We start from the raw sequence: 13,320 nt of genomic DNA on the forward strand, positions 1-13,320 counted from the left end.
CTATCCGACCGTCATGCCGGCGAACTGGTCCCCGAAATTGGAATAGGGCAGCTGCGTGAAGCCGGAGACATTGGCCGCGAGCAGGTTGTGGATGTTGGAGCAGAAGAGCGGGATCACCGGCATGTCCTCGATCCACAGATTCTCGCTCTCCCGGTACAGCACCCCACGCTTCGCGGGGTCGAGCTCCCGCCGGGCGCGCACCAGGATCTCGTCGAGCTTCGGGTTCCTGTAGCCGGTGAAGTTGCGCCAGCCCTCGCTGTGCAGCAGGTCGTAGGAATACTCGTCCGGATCGATCATCCCGAGCCAGCCCCAGGTGCCCGCCTGGTAGTCGCCGGCGCGGATGCGGGAGAAGACGGTATTGGCCTCGTTGACCTCGACGGTGAGCTTCGTGCCCAATACCTGGTTCGCCTGCGCCGCCACGACCTCGCCGATGCGCTTCCACCAACCGGAGCCCCAGGTGAGGATCACGCCCTCCGTGCTCGGCCCGTATTTCGACTTCGCCAGCTCCTCCTTGGCCCGCTGCGCGTTGAAGGAGGAGAGCGGCTTCGGCTTTGGGTCGTAGGATTCCGTCAGGGAGGGCGGGATCAGCCCCGGTGTCGCGACACCCTCGCCGAACAGTACCACGCGCACCAGCACGTCGCGGTTGATGGCCAAGGACACCGCGCGGCGGAAATGCACATCGTCGAAGGGCGGCTTGCGGTTGTTCAGGCAAAGGAAGCGCGTGTTGAGTCCCGGCTGCTTCAGCACCTTGATGTCGGTGCGCTTCTGCAGGTTCGGGATGTCGGCGAAGGGCGCGGTGCTGGTCAGGTCCACCTGCCGGCCCAGCAGGGCAGTGACGCCGCTGCTTTCCTCGGCGATCAGCGGGATCTCGACCTCGGACAGCTTCGCCGCACCACCGAAATAGCCGGGAAAGGCGGCCAGCTTCAGAGCCTGGTTCGGTTCCCAGGAGCGCAGCGAGAAGGCGCCCGTGCCGACCGGCTTGCGCCCGAATCCCTCCGGATCGGCGGAAACCGCGGCGCGCGAGAGGATCTGCGTACCGGTGCGCACGTTGGACAGAAAGGTCAGCAGCGGCGCGAAGGGCTGGTCGGTGCGCAGCCGCACCGTCAGCGGGTCCGGCACCTCGATGGCGCTGACCGCGGACACCTTGCTGCGGTTGGGCGACTGTGTCTTCTCGTCGAGCAAGCGCTCCAGCGTGAACTTCACGTCGTCCGAGGTCAGCGTGTTGCCGTCATGGAACCTCACGCCCTGGCGCAGGCGGAATTCCAGCGCGCCGTCCTCGGTGGTCCGGAAGCTCTCCGCCAGATCCGGCACCGGCCGCATCTGTGCGTCGAGCTTCAGCAACCCGTTGTATAGGGCCCAGATCACATAGTATTCCGGGATCAGCGCCGCCTTCGCCGGGTCCAGTGTGTTGACGACCCCATAGCCAGAGATGGCCGCGCGCAGGATACCGGACGCCGCTAGGCCGGCCTGCGGAAATCCGCCCAGCGCCAGGGCCCCGATTCCACCCGCGGCGAGGAGAGACCGCCAGGAAAGCCCAGCGCCAAGCGAAGCCTCGGTCATGATGCTGGTTCCCGGTGGGTGGATCAGCGAAAGATTTCGCCGTTCAGTATACATCTACGTCATTCAGGCTTTGCAAGGGTGATTTTCACCGCAAGAATGCCTCAGCATTCCAGAAATGCCCGTGCGTTGATCGACAAAGCCGAAAATTTCGGCATACCCAATCCCGGCGCAACCAAGGAGACGCGGGCGTGGATGAAATGGCCACCCTCCCGGTCGGCACCGACACGGCGCGCGGCCTCGACCTCTACACCGCCATGAAGGCGGAGATCGTCTCGCTGCGCCTCGCCCCCGGCACGCAGTTGCAGGAGGTGGCGCTGGGCCAGCGCTTCGGCGTCAGCCGCACGCCCGTGCGGGAAGCGTTGCAGGGCCTTCTGCATGACGGGCTGGTGGAGCGCTTCGGCCGCTTCTACCGCGTCATCCGCATGACGGAAGCCGAGATCCGCGACTTCTGTGAGTTGCGCGAGGCCCTGGAATGCATGGCGGTCGGCCTCGCCGTGGCGCGCGAGCCGGGCTGCACCACGGTGCTGGAAAGGCTGATCGCCCAGCAGGAGACGGCCTTCGCGCAAGGCGACCTCGATGCCTTCCACGCCCTCGACGGCGCCTTCCACCTGCGTATCGGCCAGGGCGCGGGCAATGCCGCGCTGCTGCGGCAGATGGAGATGCTGCACGACAAGGCGACGCTGGTGCGCGCCATGGAGGGCAGCCGTCCCCACTGGGCCGGGCGCGTGGTCGCCGAGCACCGCCGCATCCTCGATGCCATGCGGCGCCGGGAAGCGGACATCGCCGCGGCGGAGATGCGCTACCACATCCGCAGCGTCGTCATGCTCCGCCCCCGGCAGGCCCCGGCCCCGCCGCCAGAGGACGGGCCGGAGGCATCACCGGAAGGGACGCTGCAAGCCTCCGGAGCGGTCCACCCCGGCCTTCCCTGAGCCTTTCCCCGCCCCAGCTTGCTCACCCCGGCCCGTTGCCTTCAGCATTCCACGGGCCTATCCCTGTTCCCGATGGGGATGGGGTTCCCCCGAAACCGCCCAGATGGGCTGATGACTCCTACCGCAACCACGGAATGCGGTAGGGGTGCGTCCGGACCACGCCTGCCGCTGGGCGGGTTCCTTCGCTCGCCCCGCAAGCAAGGAGCGAGCATGTCATTCACCACCTGCCTTCTGGTCATGATCGGCGGCGCCCTCGGCACCCTGGCGCGCTATGCCGTTTCCGTGCTGGCGCTGCCGATCAGCCGCGACCTGCCCTGGGGCACCATCCTCATCAACGTCGCCGGCTCCTTTGTCATCGGCTTCTTCGGCACGCTGACCCTGGCCCATGGCCGCTTCCCGGTGTCGGAGAACATCCGCCTCTTCGTGATGATCGGACTCTGCGGCGGCTTCACCACCTTCTCCTCCTTCAGCCTCCAGACGCTGGACCTGCTGAGGAGCGGCGCCGTGCTTCGTGCGTCGATCAACATCGTGGCCTCCCTGCTGCTCTGCATCGGGGCGGTGGCCGTGGGCCACACCATCGCGGCCCATGTCAACGGCGGCGCCCGGCAGATCGCCCAGGCCGCCATCGAGGAGGATGCATGACGGCGGAAGCCCCATGCGCCATCGCTTGGGGCGGGGCACGGGGCGAGGCCCGACCTCCGGCGACGGCAGACGGACATGCCGCCGCTTGACCTCGGCCCCGGTCACGGCCCACTGGAACCCTTAGAGGTTTCCCGGATGGACGAGCTCACGCGGCAAAGGCCATCGGCTGGCCCGGAACAGCAAAAAGGGCGGGAGACGGGATGCGTGGCGGCCTGCCCGCGGACCCTGACCGATCTCGAGGCCGACCCCCTGGCCGTGATCGCCGAGGGGCGGGAAGCCGATCCCTTCCTGAGCTGGAAGGGCATCATCCGCCCGATCGACCGGGTGATCGACTGCGATGCGACCGCCCGGCACGCCGCCCGCCGTGCCGAGATGACCTCCCCCCGCTGCGTCACCCAATTCCTCCGGGCCGCCCGCTTCATCGAGCAGGCGCCCCCCAGCCGCCGCATCAACCGCCGGCGCTCCACCTATGGCTGGAAGCATGTCGCGGAGCGCTTCCACAAGGCCATGGACCCGTCGGGCGACTGCTATGTGGGGGAAGGCATGTTCATCCTCGCGGCGCGCGCCATGGGCCTGATGGTCCATGTCGATCGCCACGAGGACACCTATGTGAACCTGTCCGAACGCGCCGCCACGCCCTGGGGCGACAGCGGGGACGGCGCCGCCCCATAGGGCGCGGCGCTTCCGCGCTCAGGCCGCGACGGGCACGCGCTCCGGCCGCTCGATCAGCGCCGCCAGCCGCTGCCCGGAACCGGCCGCCATGGTCCAGCCGGTATGGCCGTGCCCGGTGTTCAGGAACAGGCCGGGAATGCGTGTCGGGCCGATGCGCGGCCGCCCATCCGGCACCATCGGCCGCAGCCCCGCCCAGCGCACCGCGCCTTCCGCCGTCTCCGTGCCCGCCATCGCCGGGAAAAGCTCCGCCACGCCACGCATCAGCGCCCCGATCCGCAGCGGGGATGGCGTCGTGTCGTAATCGGCGACCTCGGCCGAGCCGACAATGCGGTAGCGGTCGCCCAGCGGCGTCAGCGCGAATTTCCGCGTGTCGTCGAGGATGGCGTTGCGCGGCCCCTCCGGCCAGACGCGGCGCGGCACGGTGACCGAAAGGCCCTTCACCGGATAGACGGGCAAGGCAATGCCATGGCGGCGCAGGAAGATCGGGCTCTGGCTGGCCAGCGCCACCACCACCGCGTCGCCCGCGATCTCCCCGCTCCCCCCGTCGGCGCTGGTCGTCACCCCAGCCACGCGCCCTTCGCGCAGCAACAGGTCCTTCGCCGTGGTGTTGTAGTGGAACCGCGCCCCGCGCGCCGCGCACCAGGCGGCCAGCCCCTGGCTGAACTTGTTGCAGTCACCGATCTCGTCCTGGGGGAAGTACAGGCCGCCGGCGATGCGCTCCGCCACCGGCCCCAGCGCCGGCTCGCGCGCCACGCAGGCGGCGCGGTCCAGCCGCTCCGTCTCCAGCCCGAAGGGCGCCAGCGCCTCATGCGCCAGCGCCGCTTCCTCCAGCGTCGCGGCATCGGCGAAGGTCTTCAGCACGCAATGCCCGGCATCGTCATAGGCGACCCCGGTGCGGGCCCGGATCTCCGCCATGCAGCGCGCGCTCAGCAGCGCCAGCTCCAGATTGGCGAGGCAGGTCTCGCGGTAGCGCGCCGGCCGCGCCGCCATCATGAAACCCAGCCCCCAGCGCCACATGCGCGGCAGGGCAGAGGGGCGCAGCAGCATCGGCGCATCCTCCTGCCCCAGCCAGCGCAGCACCTTCATCGGCACGCCGGGTGCCGCCCAGGGCTGGACGGAGCTGACATGGATGATGGCGCCGTTGCCCCAGCTCGTCTCCACCCCGGCGGCCTCGCGGCGCTCCACCACCGTGACCTCGTGCCCGGCCTCCAGCAGCCAATAGGCGGTGGCCACGCCGATGACGCCAGCCCCCAGCAGGATGACGCGCATGTCGCGAAACTCCTCGTTCCAGCCATCCCTGTTTCGCGCCCTGACGCGGCCCCTGTCCAGCCACGGCGGCCCACCATTCCCGCACCAGAAGGGAAAATCGAAAGGGAAGAGCCGCCTCAGCCGATCAGCGCGAAGCGGTCCACATCCACCAGCCCGCGATCGGTGATCTTCAGGTGCGGGATCACCGGCAGGGACAGGAAGGCGAGTTGCAGGAAGGGTTCCTCCAGCGCGCAGCCCATCCCCTGCACCGTGTCGCGCAGCCCGTGCAGCGCGTGCCGCACGGTCTCGAAGGGATCGAGGCTCATCAGCCCGGCCAGAGGCAGGGCGAGTTCCGCCAGCACCGCGCCGTCGCGCACCGCGACGAAGCCGCCGCCCAGCGCGATCAGCCGGTTGACCGCGAGCGCCATGTCGGCGTCGCTGGCGCCCACCACGCAGATATTGTGGCTGTCATGCCCGACCGAGGAAGCGAGCGCCCCGCCGCGCAGGCCAAAGCCGCGCACGAAGCCGCGCCCGACATTGCCGTTGCGCCCGTGACGCTCCAGCACGCAGACCTTCAGCAGGTCGCCGGCCGGATCGGCCTCGCACAGCCCGCCCCGCACCAGGGGCCGCGCATCGTCGATCCGCGCGGTGATGATCTTGCCGGGGATGATGCCGATCGCCGGCAACCCCGCCGCGCTCTCCGGAACGCGGAACACCTCCGGCCCCACCGGGGCAAGGCGCACGGAATTGCCGCCCGGCGGCGGCGGCAGGGCGCGCCCCGCGAAGCTCTCCGCCGTCACCGGCACGCCCTTGCGCAGCACGAAGCTGACGGCGCAGCTTTCCAGCTCCTCCAGCAGCAGGATATCGGCGAGATAGCCCGGTGCGATCAGCCCGCGGTCGCGCAGCCCGAAGCCGCGCGCCGCCGACCAGCTCGCCGCGCGATAGGTCGCCGTCACCGGCGCGCCGAGCGCGATGGCCCGGCGCACGAGATAATCCATGTGCCCCTGCTCGAAAATGTCGAGCGGGTTGCGGTCGTCGGTGCAGAGACCCAGGAAGGGCGAGGTGAACTCCCCGATCAGCGGCGCCAGCGCGGTCACGTCCTTGGAGACGGTGCCCTCCCGGATCAGCACCTGCATCCCCTTGGACAGCTTCTCCAGCCCTTCCTCGTAGCCTGTCGTCTCGTGGCAGTTGCGGATGCCGCAGGAGAGATAGGCGTTCAGCGCCCTGCCGGAGAGCAGCGGCGAATGCCCGTCGATATGCCCCTCGGCGAAGGCCGCCAGCTTGTCGAGGCAGACGGGGTCCTTGTTCAGCACGCCGGGCACGTTCATGAACTCGGCCAGGCCGATCACCTGCGGATGGTCGCGGTGCCGCACCAGCTCCGGCGCGTCGAGCCGCGCCCCCGCCGTCTCCAGCTCCGTCGCCGGCACGCAGGAGGAAAGCTGCACCCGCAGGTCCATCACCGTGGCCAGCGAGGAATCGAGGAAATAGCGCAGGCCTTCCTCGCCCAGCACGTTGCAGATCTCGTGCGGATCGCAGATCGCCGTGGTGGTGCCGCGCGGCAGCACGCAGCGGTCGAACTCCCCCGGCGTGACCAGCGTGCTCTCGCAATGAACATGGCTGTCCACGAAGCCCGGCACGGCGAAGCGCCCGGCCGCGTCGATCTCCCGCACGCCCTCATAGCTCTCGCGCGTCCCCACGATCCGGTCGCCGCAGATGGCGATGTCGCCGCGCCGGATCGTCCCCGTCACCAGATCGAGGATCCGGGCATCCTTGATCACCAGATCGGCCTTCTCGCGCCCCAGCGCCTGGTCGATCCGCTTCTCCAGCACACGCCGCATGGCCGCAGCCCCCTCCATGACGCCCCAATGCTCCCGGACCACAGGGCTTTCCGCAAGCGGTTTGCCCTTCTGGCGCGCGGAGCCTCTTTCCTCCCCGACTTCCCCTGCTTCAAGGCGCCGCGCCCGCCGCCAGGATCAGATTTCCTGCCTGACCTGGGCATGGACCAGGACCGCGAAGAGGCCCGTCCCGCCGATGATGTTGCCGATCAGCGCGGGCAGGATGATGCCGCCCAGAACCTGTGCCAGCCCGGCCTGCCCCGCGAACAGCAGGAGGAAGGCCTCGGCGCTGCCGGCCACCACATGGGTGAAGCCGCCGAGGGCGATGGCATAGGTCAGCGCGAGCACGACCCAGAAATCGCCGCTGCTGATGCCGCCCCGGATCCAGGCCAACGACGCGATCAGGAAGCCCGCGGGGATGCCCTGCCGCAGGATATCGAGCGGCGTCTTCCGCAGAAGGCCCGACGAGATGTCGAGCATCGAGGCGAGCAGCGGCGGCTCCATCAGCGGCAGCCACAGGCTGACCGCCGCCGCGACGCAGGTGCCCACCATGTTGGCGGCGAAGACGACGGCCCAGAGGCGCGCCGCGGTGCCGAACCGCTTCCAGTCCGGTGCCGCCATGACCGGCAGGACGGTGACGATCGTCTGCTCCGTGAAGAGCTGCATGCGCCCGAGGACCACCATCAGGAAGCCCAGGCTGTAGCCGAGATCCGCGATCGCCTCCCGCCCGGGCATGCTGGCGGGGAGCTTGTGGTGCAGGGCCGCCTCGGCGATCACCGAGGTCATGATCGCCAGCCCGCCCGCGACGCCGGACCAGAAGAGCGAGCCGACGGGCCGGGACAGCTCCTCCTCCCCCTGGCGCCGGATCACCTCATGGATGACGCGGGAGCGGGGCGCCGCCATCTCCTCCGCGCTCTCCTCCTCGGCTCGCGTCATCCCGCCCGGCTGTTCGTCGGCCATCCTGTTCCCCCGAAAATACCCCCGGGAAGCCTCGCTTCTCCAGGCATTGCTGACACTGCAACGTTCCAGCCCGGCGAAAGGCCGAGGGCCCTCCCCGGATCAGTGCGCGAAGCCGCCGATGCCGCGCGCCAGGGCCTCGTCCCGCCCGTCCCGCGTCAGTCCCCAGAGGGGGTTGTCCACCATCAGCCGCTGTCCGCCATCGCGTTGCACCGGGCGGATCACCGTCTGGGCGGTGCTGCGCGTCTGCGCCCCGAGGAGGTCGAAGGGGATGCGGACATAGAGGCCCTTGTCGAAGGAGCCCTCGCCGAACTTCGCGAAGGAGACATTGGTGAAGGTGGCGAAGCCGCCGACCTCGATGCCGTTGGCGAAGCGCCGGCCCAGCTCGACCGTGCCGCCCCAGTCCCCGGCCAGGTAGCGCCCGGCCCGCAGCACGCCATAGAGGTTCCAGACCGGCAGGTCGGCATAGAGCGAGGCCTGCCCGGTCACGACGCCATAGTCGCGGAAGCCCAGCATCCCGTCATGGTCGCGCTGCCGCACCCAGTTCAGGTCCAGCCCCACCGCCCAGGAGCGGTCGTGCGGGCGGTACAGCACTTCGCCGGAAACGCCGCCGAACATCGGCTCCAGCCATCCGGCCGTGCCCCGCGCGAAGACATCGGGGGCAAGGTTCCAGATGCGCTCGGCATAGAGCGTCGGGATCGAGGTCTCCCCCTCCCGGGCATAGCGCGCATAGTCGCTCCGCACGTGCGGCAGCCGGCTGTCGGAGGGCAGGCCGCCGCCGATATTGCCCAGCAGCCGCTGCTGCACCGACCCGGCGAGGGCGAAGCCGGAGCCCAGCTCCAGCCGCGCCGTCCCGGCGATGGCCGCCTGCCAGCGCAGGCTGCGGGTGGGATCGCCCAGGATCAGCCCGAGCCTGGGCTCCAGCCCATAGGAAAGCCGTTGCGGCGGGGCGCGGCTTTCCCCCGACCAGGGATCGCCGGTCGCGGGCAGCATGGCCACGGCGGCGAAGGCTTCCTCCGGGCTGACGTGGCCGCGCGCGGCGTCGGCCAGGATGTCGCGCGGCGCCAGCACCCGGGCGACCTCCGCCCCGCCCAGCCACCAGGACAGGCGCAGCACCTGCACCTCGGGCGGGAGCAGCCCCTCGGTGGCGCGGGTGATCCGCGCCAGCACCTGCGGCAGGGTGCGGAACCGCCCGCCCGACACGGCGATCCGCGCTTCCCCGCCCTCCAGCGCGAAGGCCCGGGGCTGGAAGCCCGCCGCGTCCAGGGCGGCGAAGACCCGTGTGGCCAAGCCCTCCTCCCCGTCGGACCGGGCGGCGCGGCCCGGCACCGGCGGCGGCGCGGAGAGCGGGATCACCGGCATCCGGTTCGGGTCGAGGCGCAGGGAAAGCCGCGCCAGCAGGTCCGTCCCGTTCACGAAGGCCAGCCCCGCATCCACCCATTCGTTGGACCATTGCAGCCCGCCGTTCAGCTGCGAGCGGGCCCGGCCGCGCAGCCCGGTGGTCCGGCCGGGATAGCCGCCCCGTTCGTCGCGCAGTTCGTCGCCCGACCATTCCAGCTTGGCCCGCAGCCCCTCCACCGCGCCCCAGGGCGTGGGCAGGGGCGGCAGGCTGTATTCGACGCCGCCGAACGGCGCGACATCCGAGCCCTGGAAGAAATCCGTGCGCAGCGTACCGCCGCGCCCGACATCGCGCTCCCGCTCGTCGAAGCGGCCCGAGATCCGCCGCAGCGGGTTGCGTATCCCTCCGGCGGAACCCAGCCTTCCCCAGCCAAGGCCGAGGCTGAAGTCCCAGCCATGCCAGCGCTTGGAGGCGACGAGATACTCGCCGCCATAGATGCCCGTGCCGATCATGTCCTGCAGGCCGACGGCCACGGCCGGAAGCCAGGCGCTTTCCCGCAGCAGCCGGAGCTTCATGTCGAAGGAACGGTCCGTGGTGGTGCCCCGCCCGGTCGTACCGTTCAGCCGCTCGCTCAGGCGGAAGGTGGTTTCCAGGAAAGGCAGCGCCTGGAAGCCCAGGAACCAGAAGCGCCGGTCCGCCCGCAACGACGTCCCCGCCTCCAGGACCCCATCCTCGCGAAAGCGCGCATTGCGTGTTTCCAGCAGCCCCACCCCGCCGAAATCCCCGCCGGTGGCGGGCACTTCCTCGGCGACGGCGGCGGTGGCGGCGAGCAGAAGGAGGAGGAAGACGAAAAGGCGGGACACGGAACAGGCTTCGGGCGCCGCGAAGACGCGCACACGCCGGAAAGGAGTTCAATACCGACCGGACACTTCATGCGGGAATTTCGCCGGCCGAGACCATTTCAACACAGCACCGTCCCCCGTGATACCCGCATCCCGACCCGCTCCCGGAAACACCGCCCGCGGGCCTCAGCGCCGCCGCAGCAGGCTCCAGCCCCCGATCGCCGGGACGGCGACCAGCAGCAGGACGATCCAGGCGCCCGGACGCAGCAACAGGGCGCCCAGCGCATCCAGCAGGTAGCCCGGCATCACCAGCAGCGGCGCCCAGACGATGGCGGAACACAGGTTGGCGGCCTGGAAATGGCTCTGCCGCATCCCCGACAGGCCGGCAATGGCGGAGGCGAAGGCCCGGGCCGGACCGACGAAGCGGCTGGCGAAGACCGCCATCCAGCCCCAGCGGCGAAAGAACAGCACCGCGCTGGCGTAGTTCCGCCACTGGCGGCGCGGCAGCCAGCGGCGCAGCAGGCGCCGTCCCTGCCAGCGGAAGGCCCAGAAGCCCACGGCATCGCCCGCCACGCCGCCCGCCACGATGCCCAGCAGGACCGGCCAGGCCGGCAGCGTGCCGTTGCCGATCAGCAGGCCCATTCCCAGCAGCAGGGCGGTGGACGGCACCAGGAGGCTGATCACCGGCAGCGATTCGGAAAAGGCCAGCAGCATGGCGACCCAGGGCGCCCAGGCGGCGTTCTCCCGGATCCAGGCCTCGAAGCCGCTGATCAGCGCGTCCATTCCAGGCGGGCTTTAGGCCGCGCCGTGGCGGCCGGCAAGGCGCCTCGCCCTGTCCGGAAATCCTCCCATCCTCCCGCCGCTTCCCGGTCGCCGCAGGAGAGGACAAGGGACGACGGTGAGGGCACCGGGGCCGGGCCGGCCGCGAGGCCCTTTTCGCCGCCTGTCCTTTTCGCCATGATCGGCTTCCAGATGGACGAGGATGGGGAGTGGCGGCTCCAGCATGGCGGCTGCGCCGCCTACCGGGGCATGGGGGTTCTCCTGCTCGGCCCGCCTGGGGCCGGGAAGTCGGACCTTCTCCTGCGGCTCCTGGACCGGGAAGGATGGAAGCTGGTCGCCGACGACCAGCTTCTGCTGCGTCACCGTGACGGTGTCCTGCTCGCCCAGGCGCCGCCCGCCCTGAAGGGCATGCTGGAGGTTCGTGGGCTGGGTGTTCTGGAAGGCTTCGAAACATTGGACCAGGTGACGGTCGGCCTCGCGGTGGCCTGCGTCCCGCGTCGGCAGGTGCCGCGGCTGCCGCTGCCACGGCTCTGGAGGCCTGCCAGTCCCCCCGCTGTGGCCGGACAGGCCGCCGCGGCCATCCCGCCCGGCGGTGCGGTGCCCCTGGTGGCACTGCATCCCCTCGACGCCTCGGCACCCCGCAAGGTGGAACTCGGCCTGCTTGCCGCCTGGGGCCTGCTATCCTGCCATGCCGGGGCCTTCGCCCCTCCGCCGTCCTCCGGGTCCGCATGAGCGTCCCGCGTCCGGTCGTCATCGTCACCGGCCTGTCCGGAGCCGGCAAGGCCTCCATCCTCCGCGTGCTGGAGGATCTGGGTCACGAAACCGTGGACAACCCGCCCCTCTCGGTGCTGGGCAGCCTGCTCACCGATGGTGGCGAAGCCCCCGGCGGCCCTTCCGGCAGCCCCCCCTTGGCTGTGGGCGTGGACACGCGCAGCCGTGGCTTCGACGTCAGCATCCTGTCCGCCGGGCTGCAGGCCCTGCGCCTCCGGCCGGACATGGATCTGCAGATCGTCTTCGCCGCCGCCGACGCCGACACGCTGATGCACCGCTATTCCGAGACGCGGCGGCGTCATCCCCTGGCCCCGGAGGGCAGCGCCGCCGAGGGCATCGCCCGCGAGGCGGAGCTCCTGGCCCCGCTGCGCGACGCGGCGGACTGGGTGGTGGACACCACGGGCCTGCCCCTGCCCGATCTCCGGCGGATGGTGGAGGCCCGCTTCCGCCCCGACCGGGCACCGGGCATGTCGGTCTCGGTGAAGTCCTTCGGCTTCCCCAAGGGCCTGCCGCGGGACGCGGATCTGGTTTTCGATCTGCGCTTCCTGCGAAACCCGCATTACGACCCCATATTGCGCCCCATGACAGGGAGAGACGCCCCCGTGGCGGCCTTTATCGAGGCCGACCCGGATTTCGCCCCGTTCTGGGCGCATCTGACCGGGCTGCTGGACCCGCTGCTGCCGCGCTACCAGGCCGAGGGCAAGAAGTACCTTTCCGTCGCGCTCGGTTGCACGGGCGGCAAGCACCGGTCGGTGCTGACCGCCGAGCGGCTGGCGACCCACTTGGCCCGCCAGGGATGGCGGGTCGATCTTTCGCATCGCGAATTGCGCCTGACGGTCGAACCCGCCGCGCCTTCGCCGGGGCCGGAGGCCCGAGTGCTCTCGCCATGATCGGAATGGTACTGGTCACCCATGGGCGCCTGGCCGAGGAACTCCGCCTCGCCATGGAGCATGTCATGGGCCCGCAGAAGAACGTCGCCTGCCTGTGCATCGGGCCGGAGGACAATGCCGAGAACCGCCGCGAGGAGTTGCGCGCCCGCGTGGCCGAGGTGCGGCAGGGCGACGGCATCGTGGTGCTGACCGACATGTATGGCGGCACCCCCGCCAACCTCGCCGCCTCCATGCTGGAGGAAGGCGACGTGGAGGTGGTGGCCGGCATCAACCTGCCGCTGCTGGTCAAGCTGGCCAAGCTGCGGGGCGTGGAGCCGATGCACCAGGCGGTGCAACATGCGGTCACGGCCGCGCGCAGGTATCTCGGCACGGTGGCCGAGCTGCGCGGCACCCCACCTTACGCCGCCAGGAGCGAGGAAGGGGCGGCCCAGGGGATAGCCCAGGCCGCACAGGGAGGAAGCCGATGAGCAGCGAAACCGTCCAATCGGGCGCGCCCCAGTCCGGCACGCCGGTCCTGCGGCGCAAGGTCACCGTGGTCAACACGCGTGGCCTGCACGCCCGCGCGGCCGCGAAGCTGGTGACGCTGGCGGAGCGCTATTCCGCCTGCATGAACATCGTCCATGACGGCCAGAGCGTCCCGGCCTGTTCCATCATGGGCCTGATGATGCTGGGGGCCGGCAAGGGAAGCACGATCACGGTCGAGGCCGAGGGCTGGGATGCCCGCGAGGCCCTGGACGGGGTCGCCGGCCTGATCGAGGCCGGCTTCCATGAAGACTGACAAGGCCGAGGCCAGGCCTGCGGAGCCCCGCGCCGAAGCCAGGCCCGAGGCCAAGCCCGCCGAGGTGAAGCGCGCCG

At 70.5% G+C, this 13,320-nt stretch carries 13 protein-coding genes and 1 riboswitch; of the genes, 7 read left to right on the forward strand and 6 right to left on the reverse strand.

The window, feature by feature from the left end; genetic code table 11:
• The gene (locus BT98_RS0116375; protein WP_027297299.1) at positions 1 to 1,560 is read right to left on the reverse strand and encodes an ABC transporter substrate-binding protein; all 1,560 of its coding nucleotides are present in this window, start codon (positions 1,558 to 1,560) and stop codon (positions 1 to 3) included.
• Between the two features lie 197 nt (positions 1,561 to 1,757).
• On the opposite strand from BT98_RS0116375, the gene BT98_RS26230 reads away from it, so the two are divergent.
• The 3 genes from BT98_RS26230 to BT98_RS0116390 all read left to right on the forward strand — a co-directional run bounded on the left by BT98_RS26230 (position 1,758) and on the right by BT98_RS0116390 (position 3,803).
• A complete protein-coding gene (locus BT98_RS26230) occupies positions 1,758 to 2,489 on the forward strand; it encodes a GntR family transcriptional regulator (RefSeq protein ID WP_019461813.1) in 732 nt (243 codons plus the stop codon).
• A gap of 65 nt (positions 2,490 to 2,554) precedes the next feature.
• Positions 2,555 to 2,617: riboswitch (Fluoride riboswitch) on the forward strand.
• A gap of 82 nt (positions 2,618 to 2,699) precedes the next feature.
• A complete protein-coding gene (gene crcB / locus BT98_RS0116385; RefSeq protein ID WP_019461814.1) occupies positions 2,700 to 3,131 on the forward strand; it encodes a fluoride efflux transporter CrcB in 432 nt (143 codons plus the stop codon).
• 204 nt (positions 3,132 to 3,335) lie between these two features.
• Positions 3,336 to 3,803, forward strand: a complete 468-nt coding sequence (locus BT98_RS0116390; protein WP_019461815.1) for a hypothetical protein — start codon at positions 3,336 to 3,338, stop codon at positions 3,801 to 3,803.
• Between the two features lie 18 nt (positions 3,804 to 3,821).
• On the opposite strand, the gene BT98_RS0116395 is transcribed toward BT98_RS0116390, so the two are convergent.
• The 5 genes from BT98_RS0116395 to BT98_RS0116415 all read right to left on the reverse strand — a co-directional run bounded on the left by BT98_RS0116395 (position 3,822) and on the right by BT98_RS0116415 (position 10,807).
• Entirely contained in the window at positions 3,822 to 5,072 is a 1,251-nt protein-coding gene (locus tag BT98_RS0116395) for a D-amino acid dehydrogenase (protein ID WP_019461816.1), read from the reverse strand.
• Positions 5,073 to 5,188: 116 nt separating this feature from the next.
• The gene (ade, locus tag BT98_RS0116400) at positions 5,189 to 6,889 is read right to left on the reverse strand and encodes an adenine deaminase (protein WP_115359289.1); all 1,701 of its coding nucleotides are present in this window, start codon (positions 6,887 to 6,889) and stop codon (positions 5,189 to 5,191) included.
• 135 nt (positions 6,890 to 7,024) lie between these two features.
• Positions 7,025 to 7,846, reverse strand: a complete 822-nt coding sequence (locus BT98_RS0116405) for a formate/nitrite transporter family protein (protein WP_019461818.1) — start codon at positions 7,844 to 7,846, stop codon at positions 7,025 to 7,027.
• Between the two features lie 99 nt (positions 7,847 to 7,945).
• Complete coding sequence (locus BT98_RS0116410) at positions 7,946 to 10,045, reverse strand: YjbH domain-containing protein (protein ID WP_115359291.1); 2,100 nt, start codon at positions 10,043 to 10,045, stop codon at positions 7,946 to 7,948.
• Between the two features lie 165 nt (positions 10,046 to 10,210).
• Positions 10,211 to 10,807, reverse strand: a complete 597-nt coding sequence (locus tag BT98_RS0116415; protein ID WP_019461820.1) for a DedA family protein — start codon at positions 10,805 to 10,807, stop codon at positions 10,211 to 10,213.
• Between the two features lie 174 nt (positions 10,808 to 10,981).
• On the opposite strand from BT98_RS0116415, the gene BT98_RS24745 reads away from it, so the two are divergent.
• The 4 genes from BT98_RS24745 to BT98_RS0116435 are packed head-to-tail and all read left to right on the forward strand — an operon-like array spanning position 10,982 to position 13,243.
• Complete coding sequence (locus BT98_RS24745) at positions 10,982 to 11,536, forward strand: HPr kinase/phosphorylase (protein ID WP_019461821.1); 555 nt, start codon at positions 10,982 to 10,984, stop codon at positions 11,534 to 11,536.
• Positions 11,533 to 12,465, forward strand: a complete 933-nt coding sequence (gene rapZ / locus BT98_RS0116425) for an RNase adapter RapZ (RefSeq protein ID WP_019461822.1) — start codon at positions 11,533 to 11,535, stop codon at positions 12,463 to 12,465. Before BT98_RS24745 ends, rapZ begins: the two co-directional genes overlap by 4 nt.
• The gene (locus BT98_RS24750; RefSeq protein WP_019461823.1) at positions 12,462 to 12,932 is read left to right on the forward strand and encodes a PTS sugar transporter subunit IIA; all 471 of its coding nucleotides are present in this window, start codon (positions 12,462 to 12,464) and stop codon (positions 12,930 to 12,932) included. Before rapZ ends, BT98_RS24750 begins: the two co-directional genes overlap by 4 nt.
• Positions 12,929 to 13,243, forward strand: a complete 315-nt coding sequence (locus BT98_RS0116435) for an HPr family phosphocarrier protein (protein ID WP_019461824.1) — start codon at positions 12,929 to 12,931, stop codon at positions 13,241 to 13,243. The genes BT98_RS24750 and BT98_RS0116435 overlap by 4 nt, the downstream gene beginning before the upstream one ends.
• Positions 13,244 to 13,320: the final 77 nt, after the last annotated feature.

This window comes from Roseomonas mucosa ATCC BAA-692, from assembly GCF_000622225.1.
Lineage (GTDB): Bacteria > Pseudomonadota > Alphaproteobacteria > Acetobacterales > Acetobacteraceae > Roseomonas > Roseomonas mucosa.